The following is a 19,903-nucleotide window of genomic DNA, read 5'->3' as shown; positions in this document are numbered from 1 at the left end:
GCACGTTTCCGGCGGCGCCCGGCCCTACTCCGCTTTTGATAGCGGCCTGCGCAGAATTGATCTGCCCTGTGGCGTGTCAAGCAGGCTCAAAAGCCATAGAGCGACGCAGGGTTGTCCACCAGGATGCGCTGGCGCGTCGCGCTGCTCACGGCCCAGTCGGAGAGCAGTTCGTACATCGCCGCGTCCGACGGCGCCGGATGGCGGCCGGGGTGCGGCCAGTTGCTGGCCCAGAGGCAGCGTTCGGGAAACTTCTCGGCCAGGGTGCGCGCCAGCAGGCTCACGTCTTCGTAGGCCGGTGCGCCGGTCTTCGAGGTTTCATAGGGCGCCGACAGCTTGATCCAAGCGCGGCCGGTATCGAGCACCCGCAGCAGCGACTGGAACGATGCGTGCTCGGGCCGCACGGGCTCCAGGAACTTGCCGACGTGGTCGATCACCAGCGGGCACGGCAGGCGCTTGAGCACGTCTTCGTGCGCCGGCATGTCGCGGCCGTCGAGCTGCAGGTTGACCATCCAGCCGAAGCCGGCCAGCCGCGCCGCCATCGGCGCCAGCACGTCCCAACCCAGGGGCCTGGGTGCGTCGCCGATCATCATGAAACGCACGCCGCGCATGCCCGCGGCATGCAGGCGATGGATTTCGGCGTCTGGCGCATCCGGTGCGATCAGCGCGATGCCACGCGCCGTGTCGCCGAGCTGACTCAGCGCGTCGACGGCGCAGCTGTTGTCCCAGCCGTAGCCGCTGGGTTGCACGATGATGGCGCGCTGCAGGCCCAGCGCCTGCTGCACGGCCCGGTAGGCCGAGACGGGCGCATCCGGCGGCACCACCGGGACGTTGGGGATCAGCGCGAAGCGGCTGTCGTAGACGTGCACATGGCTGTCGCAGGCGTTGGGGTAGGTGGTGGGGGCCGTTGTTTGCATGTCGATCCTGTCAAGCCGCGGGGGCAAGGCTGCGCTGCCAGCGCAGGGCGTGGGGGGCATTCACCGCGCCAGCCGGGATGCGGCCCTGCCGCAGTTCGGCGACCTGGGCCACCGTCTCCAGGGCCTGGTGTTCCACGGCCGGTGGCGTCAATCCACCGATGTGCGGCGTGGCGATCACGCGCGGATGGGCGGCCAGTGCGGGCGACGGCATCTGGTCGGGTGCGCGGCCCACGTCCATGGCACAGCCGGCGATGCGGCCTTCGTCTAGGGCCCGCAGCAGCGCGGCTTCGTCGACCAGGTTGCCGCGCGACGCATTCACGAAGAATGCGCCCGGCTTCATCGCGGCGAAAGTCTCCGCGTTCATCAGGTTTTCGGTTGCCGCGGTGGCCGCGGCCAGGCAGACCACATAGTCCGCGCCTTGCAGCAGCGGCAGCAGGTCGCGCTGCGGCAGCTCCGCGCGGCCGGTGGCGGTGTAGGGGTCGTGCACCACGATGCGCATGCCGAAGGCCAGCACCAGGTCGCACAGGTAGCGGCTGATCTGGCCGTAGCCGATCACACCGAGCGTGGCGCCGCGCAACTCGCGGCCCATCACCGGCGTGACGGGCCGGCCCGCGTGGTAGAGCGCGGTCGAGGCGCTGATGTGGCGGCTCAGGTCGATCATCACGCCGACGATCCACTCCGCCACCGAGGCGATGAAGCCGGCGCTGGCCTGCGTGACCAGCACGCCGTGGCGGCTGGCCGCGGGCACGTCGATGTTGCGGATGTCGATGGCGCAGCGCACGAAGGCCTGCAGCCTCGGCAGCGCGGCGAACAGGGCCTCGGTCCCGGGCGTCTGGCGGTAGGCGATGATCACCTCGCAATCGTGCGCGAGCGCGGACAGTTCGGCGGCAGGCAGGTCGGCATTGCCGGGGTTGAAACGCACTTCGGCGATGGCCTGCAGTGCGGTGGCGGCCTTGTCGCCGAAGTAGTGGGCGAGCTTGTCGCGCGGGTGGCTGACGAACACCTTGGTCATGCAATGGCCTTGTTCAGATGGATTTCGATTTCGACGCAGGCGGCCTGGCCACCGACTCGCGGCTGACCAGGCTCGGCTGGAACATGAATTCGCCGGTGGGCACTTCGGCGTCCGCCAGGCGCAGCATCAGGCGTTCGACGATGGTATGGGCCATCTCGGCCACCGGCAGGTGCACGGTGGTGAGCGCCGGCTGCATCAGCGCGGAGAGGAACACGTCGTCCATGCCCACCACCGACATGTCCGCCGGCACCGACAGACCGGCCTCGCGCAGCCCGGCCATCAGGCCCAGGGCCATCATGTCGTTGACGGCAAGCACGGCGGTAGGTCGCTGACCCGCGGGCATGGCGGCGATCTTCGCGGCTTCGAGGCGGCCGAGCTCGCTCATCACCGCGTCGCCGTATTCGTTGTGCGGCGTGCCCTCGATCACCTGCGCGCCCGCGGTCAGTCCGGCACGCGCGGCGGCGGCGTGGAAGCCGCTGATCTTCTCGCGCCGGCTCATCGTGATGCCGGCGGCCGTCACGAAGGCCAGCCGGCGGTGGCCGTGGGCGATCAGGTGCTCGGTGGCCAGCCGGGCGGCCTCGAAGTTGTCCACCGAGACGTGGTCGATGCCCGAGTCCACGCCCGGTGTGGCGCGTCGGTCGTAGCTCACCACCACCAGGCCGCGTTCGCCGGCCGACTCGAAATGCTGCTCGTCCACCAGCGAGGAGATGATCACCACGCCGCGCACGCCGTGCGCCATCAGGTCGTCGAAGAAGCGCGCCTCCTTGTCCTTGTCGCGGTAGGTGTTGCCGATCATGATGCGAAAGCCGTGGCGCTCCTGCGCCTGGGTCTCGATCTCGCGTGCGATGGCGCCGTACATCGGGTTGGCGATCGACGGCACGAGCAGCCCCAGCAACGGCGTGTGGCCGGTCTTCAGCTGGCGCGCCGTGGTGTTGGGCCGGTAGCGCAGTTCGGCGATCGCCGCCTCGACGCGCGCCAGCGTCTCGCGGGCCATGCGGTCCTTGCGGCCGTTGAGCACGTTGGAGACCGTGCTCGCGGACACGCCGGCGCGGCTGGCGACATCCTGGATCTTGCTCACACACACCACCTTTTCATCGTCACAGGCCCATGCGGGTGGGCAGCCAGAGGGAGAACGCCGGCACCAGGACCAGCACCACCAGCGTCACGAACAACACCGCAAGATACTTCATCATCGGCCGCGCCACGTTCTTGACCTCGGTACCGGTGATGGCACAGGTGGCGAACAGGCCCAAGCCCAGCGGCGGCGCGAACAGGCCCAGGCCCATGGCGATCACCATCACCGTGCCGAAGTGCAGCGGGTTCACGCCGAGCTGGGCGGCGATCGGCGTGAGCAGCGGGCCGAAGATGATCAGCGCCGGCGCGCCTTCGAGCACGGCACCGAAGACGATCATGATCAGCACCGACAGCATCACGAACATGGTGCTGCCGAAGCTGTGCGCGAAGTCGATCATGAAGGCTGAAAGGTATTGCGGGATCTGCTGGATGGTGAGCGCGAACGACACGCTGGAAGCCGCCGCCACGATGAACATGATGCCACCGGCCATCGAGGCCGAACGCATGAAGAGTTTCGCTACCGAGCGCAGCGACAGTTCGCGGAAGGCCAGCCCGCCGACCACCAGCGCGTACATCACGGCGAAGGCGGAGACCTCGGTGGAGGTGGCCACGCCCGAGGTCACGCCCTTGCCGATCATCGCCACCATGAGCAGCGCCACCAGCGCGCCGCCGAGCAGGCGCAGCATCGGCGTCTTCACGTCGAAGGCCTCGTCGGGATCGATGCGCGTGCCCACGTAGATGGTCACGGCGGCCAGCGACGCCGCCAGCACCACGGCGGGCACCAGGCCGGCCATGAACAGCCCGGCGATCGAGATGTTGGCCACGAAGCCCATGATGATCATGTTGATGCACGGCGGAATGGTCTCGGCCATCACGGCGGTGCAGGCCAGCAGGCCGGCGGTCTCGTTCGGGTCCTGCTTGGTCTTGCGCACCGCCGGCATGATGATGCCGCCCACGGCCGCGATGTCGGCCAGCTTGGAGCCCGACACGCCCGAGAAGAAGGCCGTGGCGGTGATGGTGATCAACCCGAGCCCGCCGCGCACGCGGCCGAACAGGCGCAGCAGCAGCTCGATGAGCCGGGCCGACATGCCATTCGATTCCATCAGCAGGCCGGCCAGCACGAAGAACGGAATCGCCAGCAGCACGAAATGGTCCATGCCGGCCATCACCTGCTGCGAATACACCAGCATCGGCAGCGACGGGTCGGCCATGAAGAACACCAGCGACGACAGCGCCAGCACGAAGGCGATCGGAACGCCCAGCACCAGGCCGCCGACGAAGCCGATGGTCAGCAGCATCCAGGGCTTGACGGCCAGCGCGGGCAGCAGATGGTTCCATGCGGTCACCAGCAGCACCAGGCCCACACCCACGGCCAGCGTGCGCCACACCGTGTGCCGCGGCCCGTTGAGCGCGTTGGCGCAGCCGAACATCGTCATGAACAGGCTGCCGATCACCACCGGGTAGACGTAGATCCATTGCGGCATGCCGATCGGCGTGGTCATGTCGTAGGAATCGACCAGCAAGGCGCAGGACGAGAGGAACAGGCTGGCCGACACGCCGACGATGATCCAGCTGCCGAACTGGATCAGCGCCGGCTGCCAGGCCGCGGGAAAAAAGCCGCGGAACAGGTCGATGCCCACGTGCTGGCTGCGCGCGAGCACCGTGGCCGCGCCGAGGAACACCAGCACCACCATCAGCGCGCGCGCCACCTCCTCGGCCCAGTCGAAGGGCTCGTGCAGGAAGTAGCGGAACACCACGGAGGCGAACACCACGAGCACGTCGATGGCCAGCACCAGGCCCGCCGCACGTTCGGTCCAGCGCAGCAGCGCGGCCAGCGCACGGCCGGCCGTGCTGCCGACGTCGAAGCCCAGGCCCGGCGCGGCGCCGTGCCCCGGCGGGTGCGCGCTCGGCAGGGCGGAAGAAGGCAGTGCGCTCATCGCCTCAGGCCCGTGCCTGCGAGATCGCGGCGAACAGCGGCGCGGTCACCGGATACTGCTTGGCGAAGTCGGCCCACAGGCGCGCTTCCATCTGCTGGCGCACGGTGTCGCGCTCGGCCTTGGCCATGGGGCTGAACACCATGCCCAGCTTGGTCAGGGCCTCGATGGCCTGCGCGCCCTTTTCGGTGGCGATGGCGCGCTGCTTCTGCGTGGCGTCGGCCACCGCCTTGGCGAAGGCCGGGCGCAGGTCGGCCGGGATCTTGTCCATGCCGCGCTTGCCGATCACCACCACCATCGGGCTGAACAGGTGCTCCGTGAGCCAGCCGTACTTCACCACCTCGTTGAGCTTGCTGGCCTGCACCGTGGCTGCGTCGTGTTCGAAGCCGTCCACCACGCCGGTCTGCGCGGCCATGTACAGCTCGCCGAACGGGATCGGCGTGGGGATCGCGCCCATGATCTTGAAGGTCTCGATGAAGGCCGGCGTGGGCAAGACGCGCAGCTTCACGTTTTTGATGTCGGCCAGCGACTTCACCTGCTGCTTGGTGTAGACGCTGCGCGCGCCGAAGTGCGAGGCCCAGGTGAGGACGGTGCAGCCGGTGGCCTTCTGCAGCATTTCATTGAGCTTGGCGCCGACGCCGCCGTCCATCGCCTTGGCCACGTGGTCGTAGCTGTCGAACAGGTAGCCCAGGTCGAGCATGCCGAACTGCGGCGCCACCGTGGCCCAGATCGACGAGCCGGTGACCATCATGTCGATGGAGCCGACCTTCACCTGCTGCACCACGTCGCTTTCCTTGCCCAGCTGGTTGTTGGGGAAGTAGTCGATCTTGATGCGGTCGCCGACCAAACCCTTGAGGTTGGCCTCGAGCTGCTGGAACCACACGTAGTGGGCGGCGTTCTGGTCGGCCACCATCGACGACGAAAAGCGCAGGTTGATCGGCGACTGGGCCTGCGCCAGCCGGGGCAGGCCCGCCGCAAAGGCCACCGAGGCGGCGGAAGCGGACTGGACGAATCGTCGGCGTGAGGGGGAATACATGCTTGTCTCCTTTTTGGGGTTGCTTGACGGACGGAAAAGGGCTTTGTGCAACGATTTACTGTATCGTTGCACCAAATACCCGGTCAAGCCGTTCCCGGCGCGTTCGCCTAGGTGTATTCCTCCGTAAACGGTGCCTCGTCGGCACCGGGCCTGCTCAACGCGCGAAGAGGCTGCCCCAGTGCGAGAGCCGGCTGGTGTCGATGCCTGCGAGTTGCAGCGACTTCCATACCACGGTGGCGATGGAGTCATAGACCGGCACGCCGAATTCGGCCTCGAGCTCGGTCACCAGGGGCGCGCCGCGCAGGTTGGTGCAGAGGATGGTCACGGCCTGCGGGCGATGCCCGGCGCTTTCGCCGCTGTCCGCCATCACGTCGCGCACCATGGCGCGGATGTCCTCGCCGCTGACCTCGGAGAAGGAAAAGTTGTCCTGCAGCCGCAGGTGGCGCTCGGCCACGCAATCGATGCCGATGCTCGCGTAGTTGCGCACGATGGCCGCCTGCACGTCGTCGCGGTAAGGCGTGACCAGGCCCAGGCGCTGCACGCCGGTGGCCTGCAGCACTTCGTTGAGCGCCAGCACCGAGGTGCAGGCCTTCGCGCCTGTGCGCGCTTCGATGGCGGTGCACAAGGCGCGGTCGGTATCGAAGCCGAGCCAGCTCGACGAGGTGCCGTTCCAGCCGATCACCTGGCAGTGCGCATGCGACAGCAGCTCGGCCGCGGCCAGGATCTCGCGGTTGTCGAATTGCGCCAGCGCGTTGGCCGACAGCGCGATCTCCGTCACGCGGAAGCGGCCGAAATGGGCACTGACCTCGGGCAGGTCGGCCAGCATGGCGGCGGTGACCGGCTCCAGCGTGGTGTTGGACGAAGGGGTGAGCATTCCGAGAAGCGTGCGGGCCGACATGGGCTTTCTCCATTGGATCTGGATGGACATGACGCCAGAATCATGCCAGCTCAAAATTTTGGATACGATCGTCGCAAAAGTTTGTATCCATGATTTGCAGTGCGCTTGCACGCTTTTTGCAAGCCCCCGATCCGATGGCCACACCAAGCAAATCCAAACCGAAATCCGCCGCAGCCGCGAAGGCGTTGCCCGCGGCGCGCAGCGTCGCCAGCCAGGCCGACATCCACCAGAGCGTCTACGACGCCATCGTCGAGCATCGTCTGCTGCCCGGCACCAAACTCTCCGAGGAGCGCGTGGCCGAGCTGTTCGCGGTCAGCCGCACCCAGGTGCGCGGCGCGTTGCAGCGGCTGGCCACGGAGCAACTCGTCACGCTGATCCCGAACCGTGGCGCCTTCGTCACCACGCCCAGCGCGGAAGAAGCCCACGACGTGCTGGCCGTGCGCCGCACGCTCGAGCCCGCGGCGGTGGAGCGGCTCATCGAACGCATCGCGGCCGGCAAGGCACCGACGGCCGTCAAGCAGTTGCGTGCGCTGGTCAAACGTGAGCAGCAGGCCCACGTGCGCGGCGACCGCCGGCAGTCGGTGCGGCTCTCGGGCGATTTCCATGTGTTGCTGGCCGAACTCTCGGGCAGCAGCATCCTCGCGCGGCTCATGCGCGAACTCACGCCACTGACCTGCCTGGCCATCCTGACCTTCGAGGCGCCGACCGCCGTGGCCTGCCCCAACGACGAACATGCGCTGCTGATCGACGCGATCGAGGCCGGTGACGTGGCTGGCGCATCGGCCATGATGGTCGAACACCTGAACCACATCGAGAACGCGCTGAAGTTGGACGCGCAGACGGTGGCGGAGGTGGACCTGGCGGACGTGCTGTTCGGCTGAATTTGGCTCACCCCCAGGCTGCGCGCACTTCGTGTCGCTACGCCAACCCCCCGCTTCAACAAGCTCAGGACAGGCTTGCAGGGGGCAACACCTGCGGCCCGGCAAAGCCGGTTCCACGGTGTTCTCGAAGGGGCAGCTTCAATCCATCAAAGGTGAGAACAGGCCGCTGCCCAGCACCTGCTCCGCATGCCAGCCGAGCTGCAGCACCAGTGCATCCGCATAGCGTGGCCCGGCGATCTGCAGCCCCACGGGCAAGCCCTGGCGGCCGGTGCCGCAAGGCAGGGAGAGCGCCGGCACACCGCCGTAGTTGAAGATCGGCGTGAACGCCGCGTGGCCCCGCGGGCCTGCGGGCAGGCCTCCGATCTGGCTCGGCCCCAGGCTGCCGAGCGGCCAGGCTTCGACCGGGCTGGTCGGGCAGAGCAGTGCGTCGAATTCGCCGAAGAAGCGTGTGAAGCTCGCGTGGAATTCCTCGCGCAGCTTCAGCAATTCCGTGATGCGCGTGCCGGTGATGCCAAAGCCGAGTTCGATCTGCGCGCCGATGTCCGGATCGAGCATCTCCGGCGTCTGGCGCCACACCGCGCCAAACCGCTGGGCCAGCGCGGCCTGCTGCAGCGCGATCAGCGGGTATTCGCGCGCCTCGGGCGGCCAGGCCGGGTCGGCGCGTTCGATGGACCAGCCGGCGCGGCGCAGGGCATCCACTGCGGCTTCGAAGGTGGCGAGCACGTCGCTGTCCACGGCCAGTTCGCAGCCGAGCTGTGGCGACCAGGCAATGCGCATCTTGCGTAGCGGCTGCTTGAGTGTGTCCATGGCATCCGGCACCGCGAATGCGGGTGTGGACAGGGTGTCGGCCGGCTCCCAGGCGGTGAGTGCGTCCAGCATCAGCGCCACATCCTCCACGTCGCGGCCGATCTGGCCGATCACCGACAGCAGGTGGTTCGGGTCGTCGAAACCCCATGGGTTGGGCACGCGGCCCAGCGTCGGCTTCATGCCCACCAGGCCGGCGTGTGCGGCCGGCCGGCGCGTCGAGCCACCGGCGTCGGTGGCCAGCGCCAGCGGGCCGATGCCTGCGGCCACCGCCGCCACCGCGCCGCCCGAAGAGCCACCCGGCGTGCGCGCCAGATCCCAGGGGTTGCGCGTCTCGCCGTGCAGGGGCGTGGCGGTGATGCCCTTGCAGGCGAATTCGGAACAGTTGGTCACGCCCAGCGGTACCGCACCCAGCGCACGCAGCCGCGCCACGCACCAGGCATCGCGCGGCGCCACGAAGTCGGCGAACACCTTGGAGCCGAAGGTGGCCGGCCGGCCGCCGAGCCACAGGTTGTCCTTCACCGTGAACGGCACACCGGCCAGCGGCAGCTTTTCGCCCGCGGCCAAGCGGGTGTCCACCTCGCGCGCGGCGGCCAGCGGCACGGCCGGGTCGAAGTCGGCAAACGCGTTGAGCTGCGGCTCCAGCCGCGCCACGCGGGCGCACATCGCCTCGGCCACCTCGGTGGCGGAAAGCGTTCCGGCCGTGACCTCCTGCGCGAGGCGCCGTGCCGTCCAGCGATGAATTTCGTCCTGCATGCTTGCCTTTGGTATTGAAGTGGATGCACCACTGTGCGTATTTTGTATCCAATCTGGTGCGATCCTGCACCGGATTGCGCCGCCCGCGCAGCGCGGACCGTAGCTGCAAGCAAGACTGGTTCCAGCCTGTCCAACACGTTCGCCAGGGGGAAAAGCTTAGGGCCCATGTCTTCGATAGATTGGATACAAAGCTGGCACAGCGTTTGCATGAGCTTCGCCATGGAATCGACCGCCGGACAAAGCCTCACCCTCGACGACATCGTGCACCGCTACGGCGGCTCGGTGGCGGTGGACCACGTCACCCTCGAAGTCGCCGCCGGCGAACTCGTCGCCTTGCTCGGCCCGAGCGGCTGCGGCAAGACCACGCTCCTGCGCATCATTGCCGGCTTCATCACCCAGACCTCGGGCAAGGTGGTGATCGGCGGGCGCCGCATCGACGAATTGCCGCCGGCCAAACGCAACGTGGGCATCGTGTTCCAGAACTATGCGCTGTTTCCGCACATGACGGTGGCCGAGAACGTGGGCTACGGCCTGGCCGCGCGCGGCACCGACAAGCACGCCGCCAACAAGCGCACGGCAGAGATGCTGGAGATGGTGCAGCTCGGCCATCTGGCCGGCCGGCTCACCAAGCAGCTCTCGGGCGGCCAGCAGCAACGCGTGGCGCTGGCGCGCGCGCTGGCCATCGAGCCGCGGGTGCTGCTGCTCGACGAACCTTTCTCGGCGCTCGACAAGAGCCTGCGGCTGGACATGCAGATCGAGATCAAGCGCATCCAGCGCGCCGCCGGCACCACGGCCATCATCGTCACGCACGACCAGGAAGAAGCCCTCGGCATGGCCGACCGCGTGGCCGTGCTGAGCCAGGGCCGGCTCGAACAGTTCGCCGCGCCATCCGCCGTGTACGACACGCCCGCCACCTACTTCGTGAACCAGTTCGTGGGCACGGCCAATGTGCTCGCCGGCACGCTCGAATCAGTGGGCACCGATGGCACGTTTGTCCATCTCGACGACGGAACCGTCATCCCCGCACGCACCCCTGCCGGTCTGGCCCAGGGCAGCAAGGTCGTGGCCTGTGTGCGCCCGGAAAACATGCGCCTGGCCGACGAGCCGCTCGGTGCGCTGGCCGGTACGGTCGAACTCGGCATGCCGCTGGGCGCGACCATCGTGCACGAGATCCGCACCGCCAGCGGCCAGCGCATCAAGCTCTCCGAGCCGCGCATGCCGGGCACCGTGCCGCGCGAGCCCGGCACCCGCGTTTGGGTCAAGCCGGTCACGGCTTCCAGCGTCACGGTGTTCGCCGCCCCCTGATTTCAATTCACTTCAACCCAAGAGGAACGCCATGGAACTCAACCGCCGTCACCTGCTCGGCAGCGCACTCACCCTGAGCGCGATGCAACTCTTCCCCGGCATCAGCCATGCGCAGGCGCGCAAGCTGGTGTTCGCCACCTTCACCGGCAGCTGGGAAGAGGCCCACCGCGACGTGCTGGTGCCCGCCTTCAAGAAGGCCACCGGCCAGGACATGCTGCTCGACGCGATGCTGTCGGTGGACCAGATCGCCAAGGTCTCGGCCGCGCGCAACAACCCGCCGATCGACGTGATGCTGCACGATCCGGGTCCGGCCCTCACCGCCGTGCGCCAGGACCTGGTCGAGCCCTTCCCCGTGGCCACCAGCAAGAACTACAAGGACCTGATCCCCGAGGCGCAGGACCCGATGGGCCCGTCGATGTTCTTCCAGGTCGTGGGCCTGACCTACAACCCCGAGAAGATCAAGACGCCGCCGACCTCCTGGGCCGACCTGTGGAAGCCCGAATACAAGGGCCGCGTGGGCATCACCAACCTGAACTCGACGCTCGGCACCGGCTTCCTGGTGGAGATCGCACGCATGCACGGCGGCAGCGAAGGCAACGTCGAGGAAGGCTTCAAGGCCATCGAAAAGCTCAAGCCCAATCTCGCGGCCGTGGCGGCCAATCCGGGCGCGCTGGCGGCACTGTTCCAGCAGGGGCAGATCGACATCAGCCCGGGCAACTTCAACGCCATCCAGATCCTCAAGGCGCGCGGCGTGCCGGTGGAATTCGTGGCGCCGAAGGAAGGTGCCATCGCCTTCAAGACCAGCATCCACATCGTGAAGAATTCGCCGAACAAGGCGCTGGCCGCACAGCTCATCGACGTGGCGCTGTCGCCCGAGGTGCAGGGCAAGCTGATGCAGGCGCCCTACCTGGTGGTGCCGACCAACGCCAAGGTCAAGATGGAAGGCGAGATCGCCCGCGTGCTGGCCAAGGACACGGCCGAGATGAAGAAGAAGTTCGTGTTCCAGGACTGGAAGAAGATCAACGAGAACCGTTCTTCGTGGATCGATCGCTTCAACCGCGAAATCAAATTGTGATTGGCACACCCCCAGGTTGCGCACTTCGTGTCGCGCCCACCCCCTTGCAGGGGGCGACACCAGCGGCCCGGCAAAGCCGGTTCCGCGGTGTCCCTGGAATGGGTCACGCTTAACTTCAACTCTCCCACTCGATGAACACTGCCGCCACCCTCAAAGGCCCACCGGTCACAGGCTACAGCCTGGGCTTCGCCACGCCGCTGGCGGTGTTCTTCGTGCTGTTCTTCCTGGCTCCGCTGCTATTGCTGATCGCCATCAGCTTCTACACCACGCCGGATCTCACGGCCTTCGGCACCGACCAGTACGTGAAGATCGCCACCGACGGCTTCACGCTGCCGGTGTTGTTCGACACGCTCTGGCTCGGCCTGCAGACCACCATCCTGTGCCTGCTGCTCGGCTATGCGCTGGCCTGGAGTTATGTGCGCAGCCCGGCCGCGCTGCAGAAGGTGCTGATGCTGATCATCATCATGCCGTTGCTCACCAGCGTGGTGGTGCGCACCTTCGCCTGGGTGGTGATCCTCGGGCGGCAGGGCATCGTCAACAACCTGCTGGCGCAGTTCGGCTGGATCGAGGAGCCGCTGAAGCTGCTCTACACGCGGTACGGGCTGATCGTCGCGTTGGCCAATGTGCAATTGCCGCTGATGGCCTTGCCGCTCATCACGGCTTTGCAGAAACTTGATCCGAACCTTGAAGACGCCTCCTCGGCTCTCGGTGCGAGTGCGTTCCGCACCTTCTTCAAGATCACCTTGCCGCTGACCTTGCCCGGCATTTTGGCGGGTTGCCTGCTCACCTTTGCGGCCAGCATCACGGCCTTCATCTCGCAGTCGTTGATCGGCGGCGGGCAGATGTTGTTCATGCCGATGTACATCTACCAACAGGCCTCTTCGCTGCAGAACTGGCCGTTTGCGGCGGCGATTTCGTTGGTGTTTCTGGTCGCAGTGATGTTGTGCGTCACCATCTTCAACCTGCTGGGGCGACTGAGCCGCGGCCACATCGCAGCATGACGCCATGAGTTCAGGCCGCAGGCACCAAGCCTCCACCATCTTCCTGACCGCCATCCTCGGCGGTATCGCCACGCTCGCCACCATTCTGCTGCTCGCGCCCACGGTAGTCGTGGTCGTCCTGTCCTTCACCAACGGCTTCTCGCTGAAGTTCCCGCCGCCAGGCTACTCGCTGCGCTGGTACGAATCGTTGCCCGACGCCTACCAGTTGCAATACGCGGTGATGAACAGCCTGAAGGTGGCGTCGGCTTCCACGCTGATCGCGGTGGTGCTCGGCGTGGGTGCGGCCATGGCCATCGCGCGGTCCGAGAAGGCCATGGCGCGTGTGCTCGATGCGTTCTTCATGTCGCCGCTGATCCTGCCCGCACTCGCCTTCGGCCTGGCCTCGCTGATCTACTTCTCGCGCATCGGCATCGAACTCTCGCTGTGGACGCTGGTGATCGGCCACACGGTGGTCGGCGTGCCCTATGTGATCCGCACCACCATCGCCGCACTGTCGCAGATGCCGCCCGCGCTGCTCGAGAGCTCGGCCAGCCTCGGCGCGAGCCGTGCCTACACCTTCCGCCGGGTCACGCTGCCCCTGATCGCACCGGGTATCGCGGCCGGCGCCTTCATCGCCTTCATGTCCTCGTTCGACAACGTGCCGGTGTCGCTGTTCCTGCGCGACGCCTCCACCGACATGTTGCCGATCCGCATGTGGCAAGACCTCGAAGGCCGGCTCGACGTGAGCATCGCCGCGGTGTCGAGCCTGATGGTCCTTGTCACGCTGATCCTGATGGTGGTGATGGAAAAACTCACCGGCATCAGCAAACGCATCAGATAACCCAACGCCAAATGACCACTGAATTCGACCTCGTCATCCGCAACGCCCACGCCGTCACGGCGTCCGATGAATTCGACTGCGACATCGCCGTCAAAGGCGGCCGCATCGTGCAACTCGGCACCGGCCTGGCCAAAGGTGCGCGCGAGATCGACGCCGCCGGCCGTACGGTCACGCCAGGCGGCGTCGATGCGCACTGCCACCTCGACCAGCCGATGCCGCCGCCCACGCGCAATGCCGACGACTTCAACACCGGCACACGTTCTGCGGCCTGCGGCGGCACCACCACGGTGATCCCGTTCGCGGCGCAGCAGAAAGGCCAGTCGCTGCGCGCGGCCGTGGAAGACTACCGCGCGCGCGCCGCCGGCAAGGCGCACGTGGACTACGCCTTCCACCTCATCGTGAGCGACCCCACACCCACCGTGCTGCAGGAGGAACTGCCCGCGCTGATCAGGGAAGGCTTCACCTCGTTCAAGATCTACATGACCTACGACGACATGAAGCTCGACGACGGCCAGATCCTCGACGTGTTGTCGGTGGCGCGCGAGCACGGCGCCATGGCCATGCTGCATGCCGAGAACTCCGACTGCATCGAATGGCTCACCAAACGCCTGGAGGCCGCCGGCCGCACCGCGCCGCGCTTCCATGCGCATGCACGGCCCATGCTGGTCGAGCGTGAGGCCACGCACCGCGCCATCGCACTGGCCGAACTCGTCGACGTACCCATCCTCATCGTGCACGTGTCGGGCCGCGAAGCCGTGGAACAGATCCGCTGGGGCCGCGCCCACGGCCTCAACATTTTCGCCGAGACCTGCCCGCAATACCTGTTCCTCACGGCCGAAGACCTCGGCATCGACGACAGCTACAAGGGCGCCAAATGCGTGTGCAGCCCGCCGCCGCGCGACAAGGCCAACCAGGAGGTCATCTGGGACGGACTCAATGATGGCCTGTTCACCGTGTTCTCTTCCGACCATGCGCCGTTCAAATACGATGCGCCAGAAGGCAAGAAACCGAACGGCGAAGAGGTCGGCTTCCGCCACATCCCGAACGGCATTCCTGGCATCGAAACCCGGATGGCCCTGCTGTGGTCCGAAGGTGTGCTCGCCGGGCGCATGACGCCGAACAAATTTGTCGAACTCACGTCCACCGGCCCGGCCAAGGCCTACGGCCTGCACCCGAAGAAGGGCGCCATCGCCATTGGCGCCGATGCCGACCTGGTGATCTGGGACGAACGCAACTTCGTGCTGAAGAACGAACAACTGCACCATGAGGTCGACTACACGCCTTACGAGGGCATGCGCCTGAAGGCCTGGCCAGGCCTCACGCTGGCGCGCGGCGAGGTGGTGTGGGACGGCCAGGATTTCCACGCGCAGCCGGGCCGTGGTGAGCTGCTGGTGTGCGGTCTGCCCACGCTGATACCGAAGCGGCCAGTCGCCCGTTCGTCCTGAACTCCTTACCCGTTCGTCCTGCGCCCTCCCTCTTCCGTTCGTCCTGAGCCTGTCGAAGGACTTGTCTCGTGCCCCCCACCGTTCGGGCTGAGCCTGTCGAAGCCCTCTACAGTCCCTTCGACAAGCTCAGGGCGAACGGATGAGAACCCAGGCTCAACGGGTAGAAATGAGCCACCGCCTTTTGGAGCCCCGCCATGCGCCTGCTGATCATCAACCCCAACATCTCCGACAGCGTCACCGCGCTGATCGAGGCCGAAGCCCGGCGCAGCGCATCGCCGGGAACGCAGATCACGATGCAGACCGCGGCCTTCGGCGTGGCCTACATCGAGACGCGTTTCGAAGCGCTGATCGGTGCCTACGCCACGGCGCAATTGGCCGCGGAGCACCACGCGGGGCATGACGCGGTGATCGTCGCCGCGTTCGGTGATCCGGGCCTGGCCGGCCTGCGCGAGGCCCTGCCCGTGCCCGTGCTCGGCATGACCGAATCGGCGCTGGCCACGGCCTGCCTGCTCGGCCACCGCTTCTCCATCATCGCCATCTCGCAGCGCATCCAGGCCTGGTACCGCGAGGTGGTGGAAGCCAATGGACTCATCGGCCGGCTCGCCAGCATCCGTGCGCTGGACCGGCCGCTGGCCAGCATCGGCAGTGTGCAGGACGACCATGCCGAGGCCTTGCGTGCCTTGTGTGAACGCGCCGTGCGGGAGGACGGCGCCGAGGTCATCGTGCTCGCCGGCGCGCCGCTGGCGGGCCTGGCGCGTGCGCTGCATGGGCAGTTGCCCGTGCCCGTGGTGGACGGGGTATCGAGCGCCGTGCGGCATGCCGAAACCCTGGGCGCACTGCAACCCGGCAAGGCCACCCTCGGCAGCTTCGCGCCGCCGCCGGTCAAGCCGAATCACGGCCTGCCGGACGCGATCGCACGTTTGCTCGCCCGGTCGTGACAAGCGCCATTTCGCGCACGCTGCCCGCCATGACGGCGGTGCAGGCCGTCACGGCGATGGGCACGTTCGCGCTGTCCGTGCTTGCGCCGCAACTCGGTGTTGGTTTGTCTGCGCTGGGCGTGCTCGGCAGCGTGCTGTTCGGCATCGGCGCATTGTCCTCCCTGGCCACTGGCCGGATGATTCGTCGTTTCGGCGACCTGCCCTTAGCGGCCATGTGCATGGCTGCGGTGCTGCTGGCGATGTTGTGCCTGGCTGGCGGTGCCTTGGCCGGCGGCCTGTCGCCGTGGTCACTCTGGCCCGCCGTGTTGTTGCTCGGCCTGGCCTTCGGCCCGGAGACGCCGGCCTGCGCCTCGGTGCTGGCGCGTGTCACGCCACTCGCGCGCCGGCCCTGGATCTTCTCCATCCGCCAGACCGGCAACCAGATCGGCGCCATGGCCGGTTCACTCGCCCTGCCGCTGCTGCTGGTGCAACACGCGGCCCTGCCCTTCGTGCTGGTGGCGGTGATCGCGCTGGTGGTCGGCCTCTGGTGTCTTCGGTTGGTGACCAGCGACGGCGGCGCGCCCACGCTCGCCTCAGCACCAGGCGACGCCAGCGGGCTGCGCGAACTCTCGGGCTCGCCCGCGCTGCGTCTGCTTACGTTGACCCTGGTGGTGTTCATGGCCACCCAGGTCTGCCTGAATTTCTTCGTGATGAGCCATGCCGTGCGGCATTGGCAACTGCCCGTGCCGCAGGCCGCGGCCTGGGTGGCGCTGATGCAGGGCGCGGGCCTGATCGGGCGGCTGTTGTGGGGCCGTGTGGCGCAGCGTCCGGGCGTGGTTACGGCGCGGCTGCTTGGTGCGCTCGGCCTGTTGATCGCCAGCGCGGGACTGGTCTTGTTCCTGTGGCCCGGCACGCCCCCGGCTGTGGCGCTGACCGTATTGTTCGTGCTGGTCGGCATCAGCGCCAGCGGCTGGAACGGCGTGATGATGGCCGAGATCGCCCGCATCGCCGGCCCGGCGCGCGCGGGCGCGGTTACGGGGGCGGCGCTGATGTTCGGGTATGCGGGCTTGGCGCTGGCGCCCATGCTGTTCGCCGCCGCGGGCTCGGTCTGGGGCACGGCAATGACCTATGCGGGAATGCTGGTGATGACTGGCGTGATGGGAATCTGCCTGCTACTGCGCAGCGGTTGAAGCGCATCGGGCACCCAGATCCTTCGCCCTCAATTCGCGCTGGAAGCATACCAATTCGACCCGTTATTCGCGCAGTCTTCGTGCGTTGACTTTTCCCTGTTGGATCGACACGATTTACGCTGTTTCAAACAGCGTGGGTCTCCCACAGCAGAGGCGATCATGTCGACATATTCCGCAGTTCATACACTCGAAATCCAGAGCGAAGCCATTCCCATGGTCAACGGCCGCCCGGTCCTGGCGCCGGTAAGGCTGTCGGGCCATGACGGGCTGAACGGTCTCTTCGAATACGAGCTGTTGCTCAAGACCCCGGACGGCTTGAACATAGGTGCCAGCGAGGCCGCGGACTTCGACCTCGACGGCTTCATCGGCCGCGAAATCTCATGCCGCATCCAGCTCGACGGCGCGGGCCTTTTCCTGCCAGGCGGAACCGGTGCGGCAGCGGACCACGTCGGCGCCGGCGTACGCGAGATCAACGCTCTCATTACCGAGGCCGAGTTCTGGGGCGAGGAAGGCCGCTTCTCGCAGTACCGGCTGGTGCTCAAACCCTGGTTGTACCTGGCCACGCGCAACACCGACTGCCGCATCTTCCAGAACCAGACCGTGTTGCAGACGCTGGACGCGTTGCTCGCGCGTTACCCGTTTCCGGTGGACAAACGGCTCATCGAAAACTATCCGCTGCGCGACTACCAGACCCAGTTCAACGAAACCGACTTCGAGTTCTTCAGCCGGCTCACCGCCGAGAACGGCATTTCGTATTTCTTCGAAAGCCGTGGTGGCCATCACCGGCTGGTTCTGATCGACAACATGGGCGCCTACCAGCGCATGCCCAGCGCCGCCTACCAGCAGGTCGACTACCACCCACCCGGCTGGAGGACCGATGCCGAGTACATCCACAGCTTCGTACCGCACCATCGGCTCACCAGCGGGCGCTACAGCAGCCGTGACTACGACTACACCCGGCCCCGAGCGGATCTTTCCGTGAGCCGCGCGGAGCCGTGTCCCACTGGCCAGGCCGATGGCGAGGTCTACCAGTGGCACGACGGCCTGGCCGGCAGCCACTACGCGCAACCCCGCGCTGGCACGGCCGAGGCCAATGACCCACAGGCCGAGGGCCGCGACTTCGCCCTCCTGCGCATGCAGGCCCTGCGCACGCACGGCGCCCGCGCCCGGGCCAGCGGCAACCTGCGCGGCATAGTGCCGGGCTGCAGCTTCGAGCTCAAGCTCCATCCGCGGCAAAAGGCCAACGCGGAATACCTGGTGCTCGACACGCGCTTTCTGATCGAGGACACCGATCAGGCCAGTCAGGTGAAGGAGGCCAGTCCCGGGCGTAGGCAACAGTGGCGCGTGGAGGTCGACTTCACCGCGCATCCCATGCGCGAGCCATTGCGTCCGGCCCTGACCTTTCCCAAGCCCTACAGTCCGGGCGCGCAGACCGCGCTGGTGGTCGGCCCCGACGGAGAGAACCTGTGGACCGACCAACTCGGTCGCATCAAGGTCCAGTTTCCGTGGGACCGGATCGGCATGAAGAACCAGCACAGCAGCTGCTGGGTACGGGTTAGCAGCGAATGGGCGGGCAACCAGCTGGGCGCCATGCACCTGCCGCGCATCGGGCAGGAGGTGTTGATCAGCTTCATCGGTGGCGACCCCGATCTGCCAGTCTGCACCGGCCGCCTGTACAACCAGAACAACCTGCCACCATGGGCTCTGCCGGCGCAAAGCGCGCTCAGCGGCCTGCGTAGCCGCGAACTTGCGTCCCAGGGCGGCAATAGTGCGGCGGGGCGGTCCAACCACCTGGTCCTGGACGACACCGCTGAAAAACTGCAGGTGCAACTCAAGAGTGATCACCAGTGTTCCAGCGTGAGTCTGGGCCACATCGCGCGCATCGAAGACAACGCCGGGCGCAAGGAGCCACGCGGCGAGGGGGTCGAGGTCCGCACCGACGGGCACGTCGCCGTGCGCGCCCAAAAAGGTCTGCTGCTCACGACCGACGGTCGCAGCGAGGCCGTGGGTGGCATGTTGAGCCGCAACGAACTCGTGGCCTGCCTCGAGAAAGCCCTGGCCATTGCCAAGGACCTCGACCGCACCGCCGGCCAATGCCAAGCCGGCGCTCGCGAGACCGCGCCGCAGCAGCACCTCAGCGAAGCGGTCGTGGCCCTCGGCCACGGCGCCAATGACGAACCACTGGCGAGCGGCACGGTGCCCGGCGGCCAGCCGGTGCTGGCCCTCAGCGGCGCTGCGGGCATCGCGAGCGCCACGCCCAGGGACCATACCCAGTATGCCGGCCTGAACATTGACACCATCGCTGGTCACAACCAGCAACACTACGCCGACCTGTCGATCCTGCAGGCCGCCGGGCAGGACATCGAACAGTTCGCGCACCGTGGCGACATCCGCGCCATCGCCAGCAAAGGCAAGATCATCCAGCAGGCCCAACACAACAGCGCCGAGTTGACCGCGCAGAAATCCGTCACCGTCACCTCCACCGAGGAACACGTCATCCTGCGTGGCAAGAAAAGCATCCTGCTCGTGTTGGAAGACGGGACCTACCTGCGGCTGGCCGACGGCAAGCTGGTGGCCGGCATGCAAGGCGAGTTCACCGTCAAGTCGGCGGGCCGCCAGTTCGAAGGACCTGCCACGCTGGCCACCGACCTGCCGGAATTCAACCGCACCGACCTCGCGCAGAAGTTGAAGCTGCACAACGGCGCCGACCGGCAGTTGCATGCGCCGCAGCGGGCCTACCAGATCGTCAAGGGCGAAGGTGCGCCTGTCGTCGACAAGACCGGCGCCGACGCGGCCGCGGTCATGAAGCCGTATGAGCCGTTCGACATCGGATTCTGAAGG

16 protein-coding genes are annotated in these 19,903 nt (G+C 67.1%); 9 read left to right on the top strand and 7 right to left on the bottom strand.

Going from position 1 to position 19,903, the window contains the following annotated elements; all coding sequences use genetic code 11:
- Nucleotides 1-86: 86 nt before the first annotated feature.
- The 6 genes from RD110_RS00370 to RD110_RS00345 form a co-directional block, all read right to left on the bottom strand.
- Nucleotides 87-914 carry an amidohydrolase family protein gene (locus tag RD110_RS00370; RefSeq protein ID WP_076195648.1) on the bottom strand — a complete coding sequence of 276 codons (828 nt, stop codon included), beginning with the start codon at nt 912-914 and terminating at the stop codon, nt 87-89.
- 10 nt (nt 915-924) lie between these two features.
- Nucleotides 925-1,926: an NAD(P)-dependent oxidoreductase gene (locus RD110_RS00365; protein ID WP_076195646.1), complete on the bottom strand. Its 1,002-nt coding sequence runs from the start codon at nt 1,924-1,926 to the stop codon at nt 925-927.
- Between the two features lie 13 nt (nt 1,927-1,939).
- Entirely contained in the window at nt 1,940-3,004 is a 1,065-nt protein-coding gene (locus tag RD110_RS00360; protein ID WP_076195644.1) for a LacI family DNA-binding transcriptional regulator, read from the bottom strand.
- 19 nt (nt 3,005-3,023) lie between these two features.
- Nucleotides 3,024-4,937 carry a TRAP transporter large permease gene (locus RD110_RS00355; RefSeq protein ID WP_076195642.1) on the bottom strand — a complete coding sequence of 638 codons (1,914 nt, stop codon included), beginning with the start codon at nt 4,935-4,937 and terminating at the stop codon, nt 3,024-3,026.
- Nucleotides 4,938-4,941: 4 nt separating this feature from the next.
- Nucleotides 4,942-5,970, bottom strand: coding sequence for a TRAP transporter substrate-binding protein (locus tag RD110_RS00350; protein WP_076195640.1), 1,029 nt, complete (start codon nt 5,968-5,970; stop codon nt 4,942-4,944).
- Nucleotides 5,971-6,124: 154 nt separating this feature from the next.
- Nucleotides 6,125-6,868 carry a maleate cis-trans isomerase family protein gene (locus RD110_RS00345; protein WP_076204123.1) on the bottom strand — a complete coding sequence of 248 codons (744 nt, stop codon included), beginning with the start codon at nt 6,866-6,868 and terminating at the stop codon, nt 6,125-6,127.
- A 134-nt stretch (nt 6,869-7,002) separates the two neighbouring features.
- Here RD110_RS00345 and RD110_RS00340 point away from each other — a divergent pair, with 134 nt between their 5' ends.
- Complete coding sequence (locus RD110_RS00340; RefSeq protein WP_076195638.1) at nt 7,003-7,749, top strand: GntR family transcriptional regulator; 747 nt, start codon at nt 7,003-7,005, stop codon at nt 7,747-7,749.
- Between the two features lie 138 nt (nt 7,750-7,887).
- On the opposite strand, the gene RD110_RS00335 is transcribed toward RD110_RS00340, so the two are convergent.
- Entirely contained in the window at nt 7,888-9,309 is a 1,422-nt protein-coding gene (locus RD110_RS00335; RefSeq protein ID WP_076195636.1) for an amidase, read from the bottom strand.
- A gap of 219 nt (nt 9,310-9,528) precedes the next feature.
- Between RD110_RS00335 and RD110_RS00330 the strand changes: the two genes are divergently transcribed.
- The 8 genes from RD110_RS00330 (at nt 9,529) to RD110_RS00295 (ending at nt 19,900) form a co-directional block, all read left to right on the top strand.
- Nucleotides 9,529-10,614 carry an ABC transporter ATP-binding protein gene (locus tag RD110_RS00330; protein ID WP_076204121.1) on the top strand — a complete coding sequence of 362 codons (1,086 nt, stop codon included), beginning with the start codon at nt 9,529-9,531 and terminating at the stop codon, nt 10,612-10,614.
- Between the two features lie 31 nt (nt 10,615-10,645).
- On the top strand, nt 10,646-11,689 hold the full coding sequence (locus RD110_RS00325; protein WP_076195634.1) for an ABC transporter substrate-binding protein: 1,044 nt from the start codon (nt 10,646-10,648) through the stop codon (nt 11,687-11,689).
- A 131-nt stretch (nt 11,690-11,820) separates the two neighbouring features.
- On the top strand, nt 11,821-12,690 hold the full coding sequence (locus RD110_RS00320) for an ABC transporter permease (protein ID WP_076195632.1): 870 nt from the start codon (nt 11,821-11,823) through the stop codon (nt 12,688-12,690).
- A gap of 4 nt (nt 12,691-12,694) precedes the next feature.
- Nucleotides 12,695-13,510, top strand: a complete 816-nt coding sequence (locus RD110_RS00315; protein WP_076195630.1) for an ABC transporter permease — start codon at nt 12,695-12,697, stop codon at nt 13,508-13,510.
- Nucleotides 13,511-13,521: 11 nt separating this feature from the next.
- Nucleotides 13,522-14,955: a dihydropyrimidinase gene (hydA, locus tag RD110_RS00310; protein ID WP_076195629.1), complete on the top strand. Its 1,434-nt coding sequence runs from the start codon at nt 13,522-13,524 to the stop codon at nt 14,953-14,955.
- Nucleotides 14,956-15,149: 194 nt separating this feature from the next.
- Nucleotides 15,150-15,893 carry an aspartate/glutamate racemase family protein gene (locus tag RD110_RS00305; RefSeq protein WP_076195627.1) on the top strand — a complete coding sequence of 248 codons (744 nt, stop codon included), beginning with the start codon at nt 15,150-15,152 and terminating at the stop codon, nt 15,891-15,893.
- Nucleotides 15,890-17,062 carry an MFS transporter gene (locus tag RD110_RS00300; RefSeq protein WP_076195625.1) on the top strand — a complete coding sequence of 391 codons (1,173 nt, stop codon included), beginning with the start codon at nt 15,890-15,892 and terminating at the stop codon, nt 17,060-17,062. Before RD110_RS00305 ends, RD110_RS00300 begins: the two co-directional genes overlap by 4 nt.
- A gap of 159 nt (nt 17,063-17,221) precedes the next feature.
- Entirely contained in the window at nt 17,222-19,900 is a 2,679-nt protein-coding gene (locus RD110_RS00295; protein ID WP_076195623.1) for a type VI secretion system Vgr family protein, read from the top strand.
- Nucleotides 19,901-19,903: the final 3 nt, after the last annotated feature.

This window comes from Rhodoferax koreense (assembly GCF_001955695.1).
Classification (GTDB): domain Bacteria; phylum Pseudomonadota; class Gammaproteobacteria; order Burkholderiales; family Burkholderiaceae_C; genus Rhodoferax_B; species Rhodoferax_B koreensis.
The sequence above is the reverse complement of the archived record's forward strand: the minus strand, read 5'-3'. Positions and strand labels throughout refer to the sequence as shown.

What these genes read in the sequence shown, in the direction of transcription:
- RD110_RS00340 (WP_076195638.1), top strand. Translation starts at nt 7,003, where the DNA reads ATGGCCACACCAAGCAAATCCAAACCGAAATCCGCCGCAGCCGCGAAG.
- RD110_RS00305 (WP_076195627.1), top strand. Translation starts at nt 15,150, where the DNA reads ATGCGCCTGCTGATCATCAACCCCAACATCTCCGACAGCGTCACCGCG.
- RD110_RS00370 (WP_076195648.1), bottom strand. Translation starts at nt 914, where the DNA reads ATGCAAACAACGGCCCCCACCACCTACCCCAACGCCTGCGACAGCCAT.
- RD110_RS00325 (WP_076195634.1), top strand. Translation starts at nt 10,646, where the DNA reads ATGGAACTCAACCGCCGTCACCTGCTCGGCAGCGCACTCACCCTGAGC.
- RD110_RS00345 (WP_076204123.1), bottom strand. Translation starts at nt 6,868, where the DNA reads ATGTCGGCCCGCACGCTTCTCGGAATGCTCACCCCTTCGTCCAACACC.
- RD110_RS00320 (WP_076195632.1), top strand. Translation starts at nt 11,821, where the DNA reads ATGAACACTGCCGCCACCCTCAAAGGCCCACCGGTCACAGGCTACAGC.
- RD110_RS00330 (WP_076204121.1), top strand. Translation starts at nt 9,529, where the DNA reads ATGGAATCGACCGCCGGACAAAGCCTCACCCTCGACGACATCGTGCAC.
- RD110_RS00315 (WP_076195630.1), top strand. Translation starts at nt 12,695, where the DNA reads ATGAGTTCAGGCCGCAGGCACCAAGCCTCCACCATCTTCCTGACCGCC.
- RD110_RS00335 (WP_076195636.1), bottom strand. Translation starts at nt 9,309, where the DNA reads ATGCAGGACGAAATTCATCGCTGGACGGCACGGCGCCTCGCGCAGGAG.
- RD110_RS00365 (WP_076195646.1), bottom strand. Translation starts at nt 1,926, where the DNA reads ATGACCAAGGTGTTCGTCAGCCACCCGCGCGACAAGCTCGCCCACTAC.
- RD110_RS00350 (WP_076195640.1), bottom strand. Translation starts at nt 5,970, where the DNA reads ATGTATTCCCCCTCACGCCGACGATTCGTCCAGTCCGCTTCCGCCGCC.
- RD110_RS00295 (WP_076195623.1), top strand. Translation starts at nt 17,222, where the DNA reads ATGTCGACATATTCCGCAGTTCATACACTCGAAATCCAGAGCGAAGCC.
- hydA (WP_076195629.1), top strand. Translation starts at nt 13,522, where the DNA reads ATGACCACTGAATTCGACCTCGTCATCCGCAACGCCCACGCCGTCACG.
- RD110_RS00355 (WP_076195642.1), bottom strand. Translation starts at nt 4,937, where the DNA reads ATGAGCGCACTGCCTTCTTCCGCCCTGCCGAGCGCGCACCCGCCGGGG.